This window comes from Promicromonospora noduliphila, from assembly GCF_056951025.1.
The window spans coordinates 3316969-3332052 of sequence record NZ_CM167806.1 but is presented as its reverse complement, the minus strand read 5'-3'; the positions used below and the strand labels follow the sequence as shown (position 1 = coordinate 3332052).

16 protein-coding genes are annotated in these 15084 nt (G+C 71.5%); 10 read left to right on the top strand and 6 right to left on the bottom strand.

Translation table 11 applies throughout. The annotated features are described in order from the left end of the window. The first annotated feature begins 38 nt into the window (after window positions 1–38). A complete protein-coding gene (locus AC0QU1_RS14650; RefSeq protein WP_483570270.1) occupies window positions 39–905 on the top strand; it encodes a helix-turn-helix transcriptional regulator in 867 nt (288 codons plus the stop codon). Between the two features lie 12 nt (window positions 906–917). Here AC0QU1_RS14650 and AC0QU1_RS14645 read toward each other — a convergent pair whose 3' ends face one another. Both AC0QU1_RS14645 and AC0QU1_RS14640 read right to left on the bottom strand, forming a co-directional pair. Further along, on the bottom strand, window positions 918–1868 hold the full coding sequence (locus AC0QU1_RS14645; protein ID WP_483576697.1) for a GlxA family transcriptional regulator: 951 nt from the start codon (window positions 1866–1868) through the stop codon (window positions 918–920). Window positions 1869–2039: 171 nt separating this feature from the next. Then, window positions 2040–2909 (bottom strand): SDR family NAD(P)-dependent oxidoreductase, encoded by an 870-nt coding sequence (locus tag AC0QU1_RS14640; protein ID WP_483570268.1) that lies wholly within the window; start codon window positions 2907–2909, stop codon window positions 2040–2042. A gap of 85 nt (window positions 2910–2994) precedes the next feature. Between AC0QU1_RS14640 and AC0QU1_RS14635 the strand changes: the two genes are divergently transcribed. From AC0QU1_RS14635 to AC0QU1_RS14615, 5 genes are all read left to right on the top strand, one after another. Continuing rightward, window positions 2995–3588: a TetR family transcriptional regulator gene (locus AC0QU1_RS14635; protein ID WP_483570266.1), complete on the top strand. Its 594-nt coding sequence runs from the start codon at window positions 2995–2997 to the stop codon at window positions 3586–3588. Between the two features lie 120 nt (window positions 3589–3708). Further along, entirely contained in the window at window positions 3709–4155 is a 447-nt protein-coding gene (locus tag AC0QU1_RS14630) for a hypothetical protein (protein ID WP_483570264.1), read from the top strand. A 519-nt stretch (window positions 4156–4674) separates the two neighbouring features. Beyond that, on the top strand, window positions 4675–5001 hold the full coding sequence (locus AC0QU1_RS14625) for a hypothetical protein (protein ID WP_483576696.1): 327 nt from the start codon (window positions 4675–4677) through the stop codon (window positions 4999–5001). 125 nt (window positions 5002–5126) lie between these two features. Beyond that, window positions 5127–5864 carry an AAA family ATPase gene (locus tag AC0QU1_RS14620; protein ID WP_483570262.1) on the top strand — a complete coding sequence of 246 codons (738 nt, stop codon included), beginning with the start codon at window positions 5127–5129 and terminating at the stop codon, window positions 5862–5864. Window positions 5865–5977: 113 nt separating this feature from the next. Then, entirely contained in the window at window positions 5978–6973 is a 996-nt protein-coding gene (locus AC0QU1_RS14615; protein ID WP_483570260.1) for an HAD family hydrolase, read from the top strand. Between the two features lie 27 nt (window positions 6974–7000). Here AC0QU1_RS14615 and AC0QU1_RS14610 read toward each other — a convergent pair whose 3' ends face one another. Next, complete coding sequence (locus AC0QU1_RS14610; RefSeq protein WP_483570258.1) at window positions 7001–7720, bottom strand: lytic transglycosylase domain-containing protein; 720 nt, start codon at window positions 7718–7720, stop codon at window positions 7001–7003. Window positions 7721–8145: 425 nt separating this feature from the next. On the opposite strand from AC0QU1_RS14610, the gene AC0QU1_RS14605 reads away from it, so the two are divergent. The 4 genes from AC0QU1_RS14605 (at window position 8146) to AC0QU1_RS14590 (ending at window position 11180) form a co-directional block, all read left to right on the top strand. Beyond that, window positions 8146–8823: a DUF6766 family protein gene (locus AC0QU1_RS14605; protein WP_483576695.1), complete on the top strand. Its 678-nt coding sequence runs from the start codon at window positions 8146–8148 to the stop codon at window positions 8821–8823. A gap of 97 nt (window positions 8824–8920) precedes the next feature. Then, complete coding sequence (locus AC0QU1_RS14600; protein WP_483570256.1) at window positions 8921–9340, top strand: CBS domain-containing protein; 420 nt, start codon at window positions 8921–8923, stop codon at window positions 9338–9340. Between the two features lie 206 nt (window positions 9341–9546). After that, entirely contained in the window at window positions 9547–10323 is a 777-nt protein-coding gene (locus AC0QU1_RS14595) for a PAS and ANTAR domain-containing protein (RefSeq protein ID WP_483570254.1), read from the top strand. Next, window positions 10320–11180: an SDR family oxidoreductase gene (locus tag AC0QU1_RS14590; protein WP_483570252.1), complete on the top strand. Its 861-nt coding sequence runs from the start codon at window positions 10320–10322 to the stop codon at window positions 11178–11180. Before AC0QU1_RS14595 ends, AC0QU1_RS14590 begins: the two co-directional genes overlap by 4 nt. Before the next feature lie 80 nt (window positions 11181–11260). On the opposite strand, the gene AC0QU1_RS14585 is transcribed toward AC0QU1_RS14590, so the two are convergent. The 3 genes from AC0QU1_RS14585 to AC0QU1_RS14575 form a co-directional block, all read right to left on the bottom strand. Further along, window positions 11261–12079, bottom strand: coding sequence for a carbohydrate ABC transporter permease (locus AC0QU1_RS14585; RefSeq protein WP_483570250.1), 819 nt, complete (start codon window positions 12077–12079; stop codon window positions 11261–11263). Next, entirely contained in the window at window positions 12076–13017 is a 942-nt protein-coding gene (locus AC0QU1_RS14580) for a carbohydrate ABC transporter permease (protein WP_483570248.1), read from the bottom strand. Before AC0QU1_RS14580 ends, AC0QU1_RS14585 begins: the two co-directional genes overlap by 4 nt. Window positions 13018–13116: 99 nt before the next feature. Beyond that, entirely contained in the window at window positions 13117–14505 is a 1389-nt protein-coding gene (locus AC0QU1_RS14575; protein WP_483570246.1) for an ABC transporter substrate-binding protein, read from the bottom strand. Between the last annotated feature and the right edge of the window lie 579 nt (window positions 14506–15084).

The window sequence follows — 15084 nt, the reverse complement described above, 5'->3', positions numbered from 1 at the left end:
GCCCGGCGGGCCCGGACGGGGGTGGCCACAATGGAGGCATGGTGGACAAGAAGAACACCGAGCTGGCGGACTTCCTGCGCCGGGCCCGCAGCCAGTGCGACGCGTCGCGAGCCGGCCTGCCGGCGGACGGCCGGGTGCGCCGGGTACCCGGCCTGCGCCGCGAGGAGGTCGCGTTCCTGGCCGGCGTGTCGACCGACTACTACGCACGCCTCGAACAGGGCCGGCGCATCGTGCCGTCCCCGTCGGTGGTGGACGCCGTCGGACGCGCGCTCGGCCTGGACGAGGCGGGGCGCGCCCATCTCGCCGACCTGATCGGGCTGGGCACCACGACCCCGCTGCCGCGTACGCGGCCGGTGCAGCGCGTCCGGCCCGGCCTGTACCAGATGCTCGACGCGCTCGACGGCATGCCGGCGCTGGTGCTCGGGCGCCGCACCGACGTGCTCGCGCAGAACCGCCTGGGCAAAGCGCTCTTCACCGACTTCGAGCGGTTCCCCGCCGCGCAGCGCAACTACGCGCGCTGGATGCTCCTCGACGAGAGCGCGCGGGAGCTGTTCGTCGACTGGGAGGAGCAGGCTCGCACCGCCGTGGAGAACCTGCGCCTGGAGGCGGGCAACGACCCGGCCGACCGCGCGACGGCCGAGCTGATCGCCGAGCTGCGGGAGTCCAGCCCCGAGTTCGGCAGGTGGTGGGACGAGCACCGGGTCAACCAGCGCACGTACGGCTCCAAGCGGCTGCGCCACCCGATCGTCGGGGACCTCACCGTCGAGTACGAGACGCTGACCCTCCCGGGCGACGCCGACACGACGCTGTACGTCTACTCGACCGAGGCGGGCTCGCCGTCGGCACGGGCGCTGAGCCTGCTGGCGAGCTGGTCGCTGACCGGCGACGGCGCCGTGCAGCCCTGAACCTGGGCGTCCTCACTTCTCCGCGCCGCGCCGGCGGAACACCCTCCGGTAGGCGCCAGGGGTGACGCCGAGCACCTGGCCGAACTGGGACCGGAAGTTGCTCACCGTGGAGAACCCGACCCGGCTCGCGATCCGCTCCACCGTGTGGTCGGTCGTCTCGAGCAGCTCCTGCGCGTGGCGGATGCGCACCCCGGCCACCCACTGCATCGGGCTCTGCCCGGTCTCGTCGTTGAACCGGCGGCTCAGGGTGCGCACGCTCATCCGCGCGGCCGCGGCGATGTCCGCCAGCGTCAGGTGCTCGTGCGCGTTGACCTCGATCCACGCGAGCACACGCTCCAGGGTCGAGGTCTGGAGGGTGGGCCGGTTGCGCAGGATGTACTGCGCCTGACCGCCCGACCGGTGCAGCGGGGCGACGGCGAGCCGGGCGGCGTCCGCCGCGACGGCCGTGCCGTAGTCCCGCTGGACGATGTGCAGGCACAGGTCGAGGCCCGACGCGGCGCCCGCCGACGTCAGGACGCTCCCGTTGTCCGTGTAGAGCACGTCGGGGTCCACGCGGACGGCGGGATACCGGCGGGCGAGCTCGTCCGTCGCACGCCAGTGCGTCGTGGCGTCCCTGCCGTCGAGGAGCCCCGTCTCGGCCAGCGTGAACGCCCCGACGCACAGCGACGCGACCTGGGTCCCGCGCTCGGCTGCGGCCCGGAGGGCGGCCAGCACCTCGGGCGGCGACGGCCGGAAGGGGTCGTTTCGGCCGGGTACCAGGACGAGGTCGGCCCGCTCGACCTCGTCCAGCCCGCTGTCGACCGCAAGCCGCACCTGGCCCGCCTGCACCGACGGCTCGGAGCCGGCGACGACCATCCGGTATCCCGGGCGGTCGTCCGGCAGGCGCACCCGGCCGAGGGCCTCCAGCGGCGTGGCCAGATCGAACGGGTTCACGTCAGGGAGCGCCAGCACGACCGCCGTCATCACGGGCCAAGAATAGGCCGCCGGGCCGCTGGCCAGATCCAGGCTCAACGTGGCCGGATCGCCGTTGTGCGGCCCGTGCGGGCCGGTGAACAGTGAGGGGACAACCCACCGGAAGGAAAGCATGAAGACCCCGTCGGCACCGGAGCGGTCCGGCGCAACTCGGGAGGCGACCTAGGACCGGGCGGAGCGGTCAGGCAGCCGGCCCGCGAGGAGCTGTTCGGAGCGGTCCCAGAACCGGCGGGCGAGGTCCGCGTCGAGCGCCTGCGCGTTGCGCGGCGTGGTGGCCTTGCGCCGGTAGTAGTAGGTGCCGGACTGCCAGTCGGTCCCCGGGACCCCTTCGGCGAGCCACACGATCTGGTCGGCGCCCTGGTCGGGGGTGGAGAGCAGGACGGGGCCGAGCGGCGTCCGGGTACCGAGGAAGCGGACGGCGCGCATGACCGGGTTGGTGGTCTCCGAGGCGAAGTTCGTCAGGACGTTGCCGGGGTAGAACGACGCCGTGGAGAGGCCCGCCGCGTGGTAGCGCCGGTGGAGCTCGGTGGTGAACAGGATGTTCTCCAGCTTCGCGGCGCTGTAGACGCGCGCCGGCTCGTAGTTGCGCTCGTGGTCGAGGTCGTCCAGGTCGATCGTGCCGGCGAACCGGACGGTGCTGGAGGTCTGCAGCACGGACGCGCGCGAGGCGACGAGGACGTCCAGGAGCAGGCGCGTCAGAAGGAACGGCGCGAGGTGGTTGACCTGGAAGGTCTTCTCGAACCCGTCCGCCGTGGTGGTCCGCTCGCCGAACACCCCGCCGGCGTTGTTCGCCAGGACGTCGATGCGCGGGTAGGCGGTACGGAGCTCGCCGGCCAGCCGTTCGACGTCGTCGAGCCGGGTGAAGTCGGCGACGTGGCCCGTGACGCCGAGCTCGTCGGCGACCGCGCTCGTCTTCTCGGGCGACCGGCCCACCACGACGACGGTGTGGCCGCTCGCGTGCAGGCGCCGCGCCGCCGCCGCGCCGATGCCGTCGCTCGCTCCGGTGACGACGACGGTCTTCTTCTCGCTCATCTGTTCCTCCTGGCTCGCCCCATCTGGGAACTCGGTGCCGAACGTGGGACACAGTACCAGGAGTGGTGTGTAGTACCGTGCGAGGGTGAGTCCGAACAACGTGACGGGTGCGCGGGCGCGCGCTCGCCAGGCGATGCGTGTCGAGGTGGCCACGATCGCCGGCGACCTGATGCTGGAGCGGGGCTACGAGCAGACGACGGTGGACGACATCTGCGCGGCCGCCGAGATCTCCCGGAGCACCTTCTTCCGCTACTTCCCCTCGAAGGAGGACGCGCTGTTCGGCGACACGGCAGGCTCCGGCGAGGTCCTGCGCGAGGCGCTAGCCGCCCGGCCGGACGGCGAGACGCCCTGGACCGCCATGCGCAGGGCGCTCGACCCGCTGATCGAGAAGTACGCGGCCGACGACGAGCGCACCAGGCGCCTGACCCGCCTGATGGTGACCACGCCCACGCTGCTCGCCCGGCACCGGGAGAAGAACGGCCGCTGGCACGAGCTGCTCCGGCCCGAGATCGCCCGCCGCCTCGGCGCCGACCCGGCGGACGCCGTCGACCCGCGGGCCGACGCGGTGATCGGCGCGGCGCTCGGCTGCGTGGAGGCGGCGCTCACCGCATGGACCGCGAGCGACGACCCGAAGGCGCTCCCCGCGATCCTGGACCGCGCCATGGCGGCCGTCCGCTGAACCGTCCGCGAGGCAAATGAACCGTCCGCGAGGGCAATGGGGACCGCTAAGCCAGCCGAATCCTGACAAATCCGCTTTGATGGGTGGATGCCACCGACTCGACGTCAAGGAGCTCCCTCGATGACCCAGGAAGCACAGGTCGGCACCGTCTACCGGACCAGCCAGGATCTGCGCGACGCCGACCTGCCGCACCTCGCCATCGTGCTCGACGCCAGTGGGTACGCCATCCAGCGGGACGTCGACGGCAACTGGTACAGCGTCGCCACCGTCGGCGCGTCCGACCTCGTCGGTACCTTCACCCTCATCCACCTGCCGGCCGAGCCGCTGCCCACGACGTACGGGTCGGTGGTCATCACCCAGAGCGGCACCCCGTTCATGCGCCGCTGGGAGGCCGCCACCGACGACCACTTCGGGCCCGAGCGGTGGATCGGACCCGACGGGGTGACCCTGACCGACACCGAGGTGCGCCGGCTCGGCGTCACGCGCGCCTGGGACGCGGGGGCAGCCAACGGCAGCACGGGGAACGGCTGGCCCCGGGACCGAGCCCAGCTCGCACCGCGGCACTGAGGACGGCGGTGGTACTGAAGGCGGCGGTTCTCCCGAGGGCTGTCCCGCTATGTCTCGCGATGTCCGCCGAATTGGTGGGGCACCGCGAGAACGTTGGAACTTCGCGGTTCTACCGGGGGTCGCAGTGCGTTGGCGAGGGCTTGCGGGAGATGGGCTCAGACGGTGGTCATGTGTACCCAATGTGTACCGCTCACTCACGGCCGACGCCGTTGCCTACCTCACCAGTAGACTTACCCGGTCCTCGCCCAAGGCGCGCTGGCTCCGGATGAGCGCGCCCGATTCGAGAGGGTGGCAGCCCGTTCAAGCCGGGCCGAGTCCGGGGGTGCCCCGCCATCACGCGGGGCGCCCCAAGCCTCCGCCAGCCTTGGGGAACCACCCGCGAACGACACGAGCTGACCAACGAATGTATGTGACAAGCTACGGTGCGCCCATGAGTTACGACGTTCTTGCGTTCCAGCCGCTGGCCGCCAAGCATCAAGTGGCTGTCACCATGGTCAGCGGATCAATCCTGCAGCCGTGATGGAAGCCCGCCCGCAGATTGTGTGCCTGTGCGGCTCCACTCGGTTCGCTGAGGAGTTCCGCGCGGTGAATCGTGACCTGACTCTCGCCGGGGCAATCGTCGTCGCGCCCGGTGTGTTCGAGCAGACTGGCGAGCAAATCACCGACAAGCAGAAGGCTGCGCTCGGTGCCCTGCACTTCGCGAAGATCGACCTTGCCGACCGCGTCGTGGTGGTGAACCCAGGTGGATACATCGGGGAGTCCACACGACGGGAGATCAGCTACGCACACCAGACTGGAAGGCCGGTTGAGTACACCGACGTTCTCGACGGCGTCATCAATCCCTGACGCCGCTCATCTACGCGCCAAACCACCCGAGGCGAGGATGCTGTCGCGCACTCGACAGGACGACTACACGGACATGGTTGGCCCACTGCATCGCCTCGCCGACCAGGTCCTGGGACGCTGACCTGGTGCTGATCGAACGCATCAACATCACTACCGACCCCCATGAGGCGGACGAGTGGCCCTTCACCGTGCCCGCCGTCCGCCAGGTCGCCGACGCCGGACTGGTGCTCAAGAAACCGCTCACGTTCCTGGTGGGGGAGAACGGGTCGGGCAAGTCCACCCTGGTCGAAGCGGTCGCCGAAGCGTGGGGTATCAACCCGCGCGGCGGGCGCGGGAAGCCCGACCGGCGCCCTGAACCCGGCACCCTGGCCAGCAAGATTACGTTCGACCTGACCGTGCAGGGCCAACGGTTCCACTCCAGCCGGAACCGCCGGGAGTCCTACTTCCTGCGTGCGGAGGCCGCGCTGGACCTGCTGGAGTTCGTCTCGTCGTTCAACATCATCGTGCCGGGATACCCGCAGGAGGATCTGCGCACGCTGTCCCACGGCGAGGGCTATCTCGCGGTGTTCCGCGAGGTGTTCAGCAGGCCGGGCCTGTACCTGCTGGACGAGCCCGAGGCGGCGCTGTCGTTCACCGCGAGCCTGCAGCTCGTCGCCGCCCTGCACTCGTCACTGGACACGGGTGCGCAGGTCATCTGCGCCACGCACTCACCGATCGTGGCCTCCACACCGGGCGCGGACATCCTGGAGCTGTCCGACGCCGGAATCCGGCACACCACCTGGGACGACCTCGAACTGGTCGGGCACTGGCGGCAGTACCTCAACCACCCCAAGTCCTACCTGAGACACCTGCTCGCCGAATGACAACCGGGGAGGCCGTCGGCCGGCGCCGCTACCGGTACGTGGCCCGTCGGCGAGCGGGCGAAAATCGATCCGGAAGTGACGTGACATCCCGGCCCGGCGCGCGTCTGAGGGGCATGACAGACACGACAGGTTCGGCACCGCTGCCCACCGCCGACGTGCGAGGGGCGGCTTCTTCTCCCGGAACGAGCGCCAGGACCAGGGTTCTGGTCGCGCTCGACATCGATGGCACGCTGCTGGGCACCGACCGGACGACGATACCGGCCGTGACTGTCGAGGCGGTCCAGGAGGTGCGGCGGTCGGGGCACCACGTGGTGCTCGCGTCCGGCCGGTCCCTCGTGGGCGTCCTGCCGGTCGCGCGGCAGCTCGGCATCGACCAGGGCTGGGTGGTCGCCTCCAACGGCGCGGTCGTGGCGTACGTCGGCCGCGGCCAGCCCGCCGGGTACCGGCTCAAGGAGGTGCACGCGTTCGACGTCGAGCCGGTGGTCCGCCTCGCCCGCGCCTCGATCCCCACGGTGCAGGTGGGGGTCGAGGAGATCGGCTGGGGCTACCGGGTCAACCGGCCCTTCGAGCCCGGGCTGGTGAACGGCGAGCAGCGCCAGGTCTCCGACGACGACCTCCGGAAGGGCACCGCCGCACGCGTCATCCTGCGGGGCGACGGCGTGCTGACCCTCGTGCGGCGGTTGCGGGCGCTGGGCGTCTCACCGACGCCCGCCGGGCCCGACTGGATAGACGTCACGCCGCGGCACCTGAGCAAGGCGACGGCGCTCGAGCGCATCCGCGGCCGGCTCGGCGCCGACCCGACCCGGACCGTCGCCGTGGGCGACGGGATCAACGACCTGGAGATGATCGCGTGGGCCGCGCGCGGCGTCGCGATGGGGCATGCGCCGGCGGCCGTCTGCGACGTCGCGGACGAGATCACCGGGACGCTCGACGAGCACGGCGTCGTCACGGTCCTCCGCTCGCTCGGCGGAGGCGGGCCGTTCGGCGAAGGCGGGCAGTTCGGTGGCGGATCGCAGTTCGACGACGACGCGCAGTTCGACGACGGCGCGGAGTTGGACGGCCGAGCGCAGTTCGACGGCGGCACGCCGTCCGGGGGAGGTACGCCATGATCGCGGGCGCCGGCCCGCGGCGCGGAGCTACCCGGCGTACGACTCGGCGAGGTCGGCGACCCGGTACGCGTAGGACACGGAGCGGTTGTAGGCGGACAGCGCGGCCGTCCAGCCATCATCGGTGGTGACGTCGCCGCCGGTCCGGCACAGGTAGAGGGCTGCGGTCAGGGCCGCGTCGTCGATCTGGTGCGGGTCCGCCCGGCCGTCGAGGTTGCCGTCCTGGGCGTAGTTCGCCCAGGTGGCCGGGATGAACTGCATCGGGCCGACGGCGCGGTCCCACCGGTCGTCGCCGTCGAGCTCGCCGTCGTCGGTGTCGAGGATCTCCATGACACCCTCGCTGCCGTCCAGCGGGATGCCGATGATCGGCGGGCGCACCACGCCGTCGGCCTCCGTGCGCGCGCCGCTGTAGCTGCCGTGCACCGACTCGACGGCGCCGATGCCCGCCAGCGTGTTCCAGCCGAGGCCGCACCCGGGCTCGGTCTGGGCCACCCGGAGCGACGCGCCGGCATACGCCGCCAGCGCGCGCACCGGTATCTCGGTGCGCTCGGCGGCGTCCTGGAGCCAGTCCGGGCGGGCCAGCTCGGCGATGGGCACGGCGCCGGCGTCGTCAGCGGCGGACTCGGGCACGTGCTGGCGGGGCGCGGGCGGGTAGTCGCGCCCCAGCGGCGACCACGTCCCCGCGCCCGCGCCGCAGCCCGCCAGGAGCAGCACGGTCGCGAGGGCGGCGACCAGGGTTCTTGCGGTCACGGTGATATCGCGTCTCCGGGGTCGGGGGAAGGGGTGGAGAGAAGTCGAGGGAGGCGGCGTCCGGTGCAACCCCGCATCCGAGGCCGACCGGGTCGCACCGACGGTATCCGGCGTACCTGGGAGTTCCCCGGTCGCCGGCTGTCCGGCGCCTCCGCTGTCGGTCGCCGCCGCCCGCCGTCCGCCGTCACCACTACTGCCCATCTGGAAGCCGCCGTCACCGCCGACCGCGCGCCGCTGCGCGGGACCGTGACCGACGCGGCATCATGTGCTGACGGGATCCTGAGACGACGGCGCTGGGGGATGGGCATGGGCTCGAAGGCTGACCGAGGTCCGCGCGGCACGGGGACCGTGTTCTGGATGCTGGTCTCGCTCATCGGCGCGGGCCTGGCCCTGATGATCCTCGTACCGCTGGTGGGGCGGTGAGCATGCGCAGGGTGGTTCGCGACAACGCGCTCAGCCTCGTCTTCCTCGCCATCTTCCTCCTCACGCTCGTCGCGCAGTCGTTCGCCGGGCACGCCGACAACAACGAGCAGCTCGTACAGCACGGCGACGCGCCGATCGGGTACCTCGACTACATCAGCTCGTCGAGCTTCGTCGTCGACGTCGCCGAGAACTGGCAGTCGGAGTTCCTCCAGTTCTTCATGTTCATCTTCGCCACGATCTGGCTCATCCAGCGCGGCTCGCCCGAGTCCAAGAAGCCGGGCGACGAGGGCGTCGGCTCCGACGAGGAGCAGTTCGTGGGCGAGCACGCGCTGCCCGACTCGCCGTCCTGGGCGCGCGCCCGCGGTTTCCGGCTCTGGGTCTACGCCAACTCGCTCCTGCTGGTGATGGGCGCCTGCTTCGTCCTGTCGTGGCTCGCCCAGTCCCTCGCCGGGAACGTCGTGGCCAACGAGGAGCGGGCCAGCCACGACCTGCCCCCGCAGTCGTGGCTGGAGTACCTGGGGTCGCCCGAGTTCTGGAACCGCACCCTGCAGAACTGGCAGTCCGAGTTCCTCGCCGTCGCCGCGATGGTGACCTTCTCGATCTTCCTGCGCCAGCGCGGGTCCAGCGAGTCCAAGCCGGTCGGCATGCCGCACCACGCCACCAGCATCCAGGCCGAATGAGGCGCCCGGCCCAGGTGCGAGCGCGCCACGGCCACGGCACGCTGGAAGATGCGGTGAAGCAGTCCGCCGTCTACGTCAGGAGAGGGAGGAGGACGGTATGGCTTCCCACACCGTCTCCGAGTTCATGACGCCCGCACCGACGGCGATCGACGCGGGTGACTCCATCCAGACAGCGGCCCAGGCGATGTCCACGCAGGACGTCGGGACGGTGCTCGTCCAGGCAGGCTCGACCCTGGTCGGCCTGGTCACCGACCGCGACCTCGCCGTCCGCGGCCTGGCCGCAGGGCACGGCCCCGACACCCCGGTACGCGAGGTCACCAGCGAGCACCTGGTCGCCGTCGGCCCGAGCGACCCCGTCGCCACCGCGGTACAGGTGATGCGGGACGCCGCCGTCCGCCGCGTCCCCGTCGTCGACGGCGACGTCGTGGTCGGCATCGTCTCGATCGGCGACCTGGCCGTCAGCCTGGACCCGGACTCGGCGCTCGCGGACATCTCCGCGGCCGAGCCCAACACCTGAGGGCGAGCCCGGCGGCCGTCGCCGGCCGGGCAGAGGCGGCCCATGCCGTCGCTCCGCGCGACGGCGTGGGCCGTTCTCGGTGCGTTCTGCGCTCGGGGGTGTCCGAATCGTCCGAACTCCTTTATACTGGGCAGTCCTACGCCATGTAGTTCGTAGTCCGGAGTCAAGAATCGGCTCCCAGTCCATGTTGGATCTGGGAGGTCCGCATGTCAGTTCTTGATCAGCCCAAGACGACGCTCACCGACGGCGCCGGAGACGATGCCTCCGCACCGCTGCTGGGGTTCACGGCGGGAGACCTCGCCCGCACCCTCGGCCTCGGGACCAACCTCCTCGTCGGCAGATACAGCGTCGAGCTCACCTCGGGGACCTGGTGGTGGTCGGACGAGGTGTACGCGATGCACGGGTGGAAGAAGAACGAGGTCGAGCCAGGGCTCGAGGCGCTCCGCTCCCGCAAGCACCCCGACGACCGCAGCCGCGTGGTCCGCGCGGCCGGCGAGGCCCTGCGGCTCGGGCGGCCGTTCGCCTGCGCGCACCGGATCGTCGACCGGACCGGCCGGACCCGGTCCGTGGTCGTCACGGGCCAGGGTTCCCTGAGCCCCCGCAGCCAGACGCCCGAGCTGGTCGGCTACGTCGTGGACGTCACGCCGGTCCAGAAGGAGGCCCTCGACCGCCGGGCGGACGGCGCCGTGCACCGCGCGTTCGTCAGCCAGGCCACCATCGAGCAGGTCAAGGGCATCATCATCGCGGTGCGCGGCACCGACGAGGCGACGGCCACCACCATCCTGGTCGACGCCGCACGCCGGGCGGGCATCTCGCTGCGCCTGGCGGCCGACCAGGTGATGAGCTCGCTCCAGGCCGACGGCGGGAAGACCACGGCGCGCGCTCTCACCCAGGCCCTGGAGGACCTGCACCCGGTGGAGCGGCCGCGCGGTCACGACCCGCTGCTGACCCGTCGTCCGCGGCGGGCCCGGAGGACGTCATGAGCCAGGACGAGACGTTCCCACCGCAGCAGCAGAACCCGCCCGGGATCACCGACCGGATGGTCCCGACCCCCGACCACGGCGAGGCCAGCTACGTCGGCAGCGAGAAGCTCGTCGGCTACAAGACCCTCGTGACCGGCGGCGACTCCGGCATCGGGCGGGCGGTGGCCATCGCGTTCGCGCGCGAGGGCGCCGACGTCGCCCTGTCCTACCTGCCGGAGGAGGAACAGGACGCCAAGACGACGGCGGAGTGGGTGCACGCCGCCGGACGTCAGTGCGCGCTGCTCCCGGGGGACCTGCGGGACGAGGCGACCGCACGCGGGGTCGCGCACCGGGCGGCGGCCGAGCTGGGCGGCCTGGACGTGCTGGTGAACAACGCCGGCTACCAGATGGCGCGGCGCGAGTCCGTGGCGGACGTGACGACCGAGGAGCTCGACCGGGTGCTCAAGACCAACCTGTACGCCCTGTTCTGGGTGACGCAGTCCGCGCTTGCGCACCTCGGCGAGGGCGGGTCGATCATCAACAACTCGTCGATCCAGGCCTATCAGCCGTCGGGCGCCCTGCTCGACTACGCGGCCACGAAGGCGGCGATCAACAACATCACGGTGAACCTCGCCGCCGAGCTGGGACCGCGCGGCATCCGCGTGAACGCCGTGGCGCCCGGCCCGGTGTGGACGCCGCTGCAGCCGGCCACCCAGCCCGAGGACAAGATCATGTCGTTCGGCAAGGGCACGCCGCTCGGCCGCGCCGGCCAGCCCGCCGAGGTCGCGCCGGCGTTCGTGTTCCTGGCATCGCCGGTCACGGCGTCGTACGTGTCCGGGACGGTGCTGGGCGTGACGGGCGGACGGCCGGTGTTCTGAGCGCGTGCGGGTGCCTGAGGTGCTGAGCGCGGGCGGGCGCCCGGGGCGCGTCCGGCGTTCCGGACGCCCGCCACGGCCGGCTACCTGATCGCCCCCATCGCGAGGCCGCGGACGAGCTGCCGCTGCGCGATCCACCCGGCCAGCACCACCGGCACGATGGCGATGGTCGACGCGGCGGACAGCACTGCGAGGAACTGGCCGCGGCCGTCCACGAAGCTCGTGAGGAACGGCGGGGTCGTGCGCGCCACCTGCGCGGTCAGGAGGTTCGCGAGGAAGAACTCGTTCCACGCGAAGATGAAGCAGATGAGGCCGGCCGCCGCGACGCCGGGCATGACGATGGGCAGCACCACCCGGAAGATCTCCGTGCCCAGCCGCGCCCCGTCAAGCTGCGCCGCCTCGATGATCTCTCGCGGCACGTCGGCGAAGAAGGACCGCATCATCCACACCGCGATCGGCAGGTTCAGGCCCACGTAGAGGATGGTCAGCCACGTGACGTTGTCGAGCCCGCCCACGGCCTGCAGCAGCAGGTAGACCGGGATGATCGAGGCGGCGACCGGCATGAACCGGGTGGAGATGAAGAAGAACAGCGCGTCGCGCACGTTGACCACCGGCCGGATGCTCAGCGCGTAGGCCGCGGGCACCGCCAGCACGAGCACCAGGAGCGTCGACCCGACGCTCGCGCTGAGCGAGTTGACCAGGTACGGCAGCATGTCCCGGGCGAAGACGGCGTCGAACCGGTCGAGCGTGAGGTCGGGGGCGAAGGTCGGCGGCACCGTGGCCGCCTGGCCCTCCGGCTTGAAGGCCGTGAACACCATCCACGCCACGGGGAAGAAGAAGGCGAGCACAAGCACCCAGGTGGCGGCGGTCACCAGGGTGGCGCGAAGCCGTGAGGACGTCATCGTCCGATTCCTTCCGCCGAGAAGATCTTGAAGAGCGTGCGCAGGGCCACGGAGGCCACGACAATCGTGACGAGCACCGTCATCACGCCGTACGCGGCGGCCTCGCCGACCTCCAGGCCGATGAACGCCCGCTCGTAGAGCAGGTAGGAGAGCGTCTTGGTGCCGCCGGTGCCCCGGGTCATGATGGCGATCGGGTCGAAGACCTGGAGCAGCATGATCGAGGCCAGCAGCACCGCGATCTCGATGTACTGCCGCAGGTGGGGCAGCGTGATGGCACTGAACGTGCGGAACGTGCCCGCGCCGTCGACGGCGGCGGCCTCCAGCACGTCCCGGTCCTGCGCCTGCAGCCCGGCCAGCAGGATCAGCATGGCGAACGGCGTGTACTGCCAGGTGAGCACGAGGATGATCGTGACGATCGGCACCTCGGTGTTCCACGCGACGGGCGGCAGGCCGACCAGGCCGAGCCCCCAGTTGGCCATGCCGGTGGCCGCGTCGAGGATCGACCACTTCCACACCAGGGCCGCGGCGGCGGGCATGACGAGGAACGGCGTGATCATCAGCGTCCTGGCCACGCCGCGCCCGGGGAACCTGCGGTCGAGCAGCACCGCGAACAGCAGGCCGAGCAGCGTGGACAGGACCACCGAGGTGCCCGTGACCGCGACGGTCGCCCCGAGCGACGTCAGGAACGACCCGTCACGCAGCACGTGGGCGTAGTTGTCCAGGCCGGTGAACCCCCGGTCGCCCGGGCGCAGCATGTTCCAGCGCTGCAGGGAGTAGTAGACCGTCACCACGAAGGGGATCTGGGTCAGGACTATCGAGACGGTCAAGGCCGGCCACAGCAGGGCGCGCGAGATCGCCAGCCGGTGGCGGCGGGCCGATCGCCCCGCGGGCGCCGCCCGCCGGGCCCGCCGCGTCGGGGCGGTCATGAGAACGGTCATCTGGCCCTCCAGGGCTCGCGGGGTTCCCGCACGGGCTAGCGGGTCCCCGCACGACGGCGGGCCGGGCGCGGGGAACGTGCTCCCCGCGCCCGGGTCGGGCTACTTCTGGGCGTCGCCGGCTTCCTGGGCCAGCTCCTGGGCGCGAGCGAGCACGGGGGCGAGCTCGCTGCGTCCCGCGAAGACGTCGGCCAGGTCCTGCGAGACCCGGTTCCCGAGGTCCTGGAACTCCGGGATGGTGACGTACTGGATGCCGGTCCACGGCTGCGGCGCGACGCCGGGCTGCTCGGGGTTCACGGCGAGCATGATGTCCCGCGTGATCGGCGCGAACGCCGCGCCGGCCTCCTGGTACTCGGGGAGCTCGTAGGTCGAGTTCCGCGCGCCGGGGGGTACCCGGCTCCAGCCGAGCTCCGTGCCGACGAGCTGGTGGTACTCCTTGCTCGTCGCCCACTTCACGAACTCGACGGCCGCGTCCCGGTTCTGCGTCGTCTCGGGGATGGCGAGGTTCCAGGACCACAGCCAGCCGGACTCCTCGGTCTCGACGACGGGCGCGTGCGCGTAGCCCATCTTGCCCGCGACCTGCGACGACTCGGGGTCCTCCAGCAGGCCCGCCGCGACCGTCGCGTCCACCCACATCGCGGACCGGCCCTGGCTCACGTTGTTCAGGCACTCGGTGAACCCGGTGGACACCGGGTCGGCCTCGCCGGCGTCCTCGACCAGGTCAACGTAGAACTGGACGGCCTCGGCGAACTCGGGGGAGTCGACCTGGGCGTTCCACTCGTCGTCGTACCAGCTCCCGCCGAAGGTCTGCACCACGGTGGTCAGCGGTGCCAGGACCTCGCCCCAGCCGGGCTTGCCGCGCAGGCAGATGCCGTCGACGGCGTCGGAGTCGACCTGCCGCGCAATGTCGGCGACCTCCTGCCACGTCGGGTGCTCCGGCACCGTGAGCCCTGCCTCGTCGAGCAGCTCCTTGTTGTACATGAGCATGGACGACTCGCCGTAGAACGGGACCGCGTAGAGGGAGCCGTCCACCGTGAGGGCGTCCTTGACCGGCTCGAACAGGTCGTCGACGTCGTAGTCGGCGTCGGCCTCCAGGCCGCCCGTCAGGTCGGTGAGCCAGCCGTTCTGCGCCCAGATCGGCACCTCGTAGGAGCCGACCGTGACGATGTCGTACTGGCCGCCGTCGGTGGCGACGTCCTTGGTGACGGCGTCGCGCAGGTCGTTCTCCTCCATCTGGACGAAGTTGACCCTGATGTCCGGGTGCTCCTCCTCGAAGGCGGACTTCAGCTCCTCCATGTCCTTCATCTGCGGGTTGTTGACGGTCGCGAGCGTGAGCTCGACCGTCCCGCCGTCCTCCGCGGCGGCGTCGCCGTCCCCGCCGCCCGCCCCTGCGCAGGCGGTGAGCGCCAGTGCCAGCGCCGCGGCCGCGAGCGCGGCGGGCGCCAGCGCGGCGGGCGCGGCCGGCCGGCGTGCAGTCCTCGTCAGCATCATTGCTTCGACCCTTCTCGTCACGTCATCGTGAGGCGTCGTCGTGTCGTGGGACACGGATCCGCACATGGTGGGCCGGACCGGAAACGGGGTCAATGACCGCGCATCGAAACGGTCACCGGGACTGTGGAATGCCACAGGCCGGGCGCGGTCGGACGTCGAGCGGCCGGCGCGGCCGCCCCGCCCGCGGACCGTCACCGCTGGCAGCAGGGGCCGGTCTGCCCGGTTTGCGCTGCGCCCGGCCGCCGCCGACGGCGCCCGGACCGGTCCTCAACCGGGCACGAACTGCTCGGCCTGGCGGGCTGATCGGTCACGCAAGGCCGACGCCCACGACTCCAGTTGGCGGTGCCGAACCGCAAGCCGCGTGTCATCGACGTCGCCGAACCGCAAGTCACGTGTCGCCGACGACGCCGAACCGCAAGTCACGTGTCACCGACGACCCCGAACCGAAGGTTACGAGTCCTCCGAGCCGCCCGATGACCCGTAACCTTCGGTTGGGCCGCCGTGGTCACTCGTGAGTTGCGGTTGGGCAGCCGCAGGGCAGTCGACGTGGCCGAACCGCAAGTCACCTGTCACCGACGA

What these genes read in the sequence shown, in the direction of transcription:
- AC0QU1_RS14585 (WP_483570250.1), bottom strand. Translation starts at nt 12,079, where the DNA reads ATGACGTCCTCACGGCTTCGCGCCACCCTGGTGACCGCCGCCACCTGG.
- AC0QU1_RS14650 (WP_483570270.1), top strand. Translation starts at nt 39, where the DNA reads ATGGTGGACAAGAAGAACACCGAGCTGGCGGACTTCCTGCGCCGGGCC.
- AC0QU1_RS14625 (WP_483576696.1), top strand. Translation starts at nt 4,675, where the DNA reads ATGGAAGCCCGCCCGCAGATTGTGTGCCTGTGCGGCTCCACTCGGTTC.
- AC0QU1_RS14640 (WP_483570268.1), bottom strand. Translation starts at nt 2,909, where the DNA reads ATGAGCGAGAAGAAGACCGTCGTCGTCACCGGAGCGAGCGACGGCATC.
- AC0QU1_RS14575 (WP_483570246.1), bottom strand. Translation starts at nt 14,505, where the DNA reads ATGATGCTGACGAGGACTGCACGCCGGCCGGCCGCGCCCGCCGCGCTG.
- AC0QU1_RS14580 (WP_483570248.1), bottom strand. Translation starts at nt 13,017, where the DNA reads ATGACCGTTCTCATGACCGCCCCGACGCGGCGGGCCCGGCGGGCGGCG.
- AC0QU1_RS14590 (WP_483570252.1), top strand. Translation starts at nt 10,320, where the DNA reads ATGAGCCAGGACGAGACGTTCCCACCGCAGCAGCAGAACCCGCCCGGG.
- AC0QU1_RS14600 (WP_483570256.1), top strand. Translation starts at nt 8,921, where the DNA reads ATGGCTTCCCACACCGTCTCCGAGTTCATGACGCCCGCACCGACGGCG.
- AC0QU1_RS14615 (WP_483570260.1), top strand. Translation starts at nt 5,978, where the DNA reads ATGACAGACACGACAGGTTCGGCACCGCTGCCCACCGCCGACGTGCGA.
- AC0QU1_RS14595 (WP_483570254.1), top strand. Translation starts at nt 9,547, where the DNA reads ATGTCAGTTCTTGATCAGCCCAAGACGACGCTCACCGACGGCGCCGGA.
- AC0QU1_RS14630 (WP_483570264.1), top strand. Translation starts at nt 3,709, where the DNA reads ATGACCCAGGAAGCACAGGTCGGCACCGTCTACCGGACCAGCCAGGAT.
- AC0QU1_RS14645 (WP_483576697.1), bottom strand. Translation starts at nt 1,868, where the DNA reads ATGACGGCGGTCGTGCTGGCGCTCCCTGACGTGAACCCGTTCGATCTG.
- AC0QU1_RS14605 (WP_483576695.1), top strand. Translation starts at nt 8,146, where the DNA reads ATGCGCAGGGTGGTTCGCGACAACGCGCTCAGCCTCGTCTTCCTCGCC.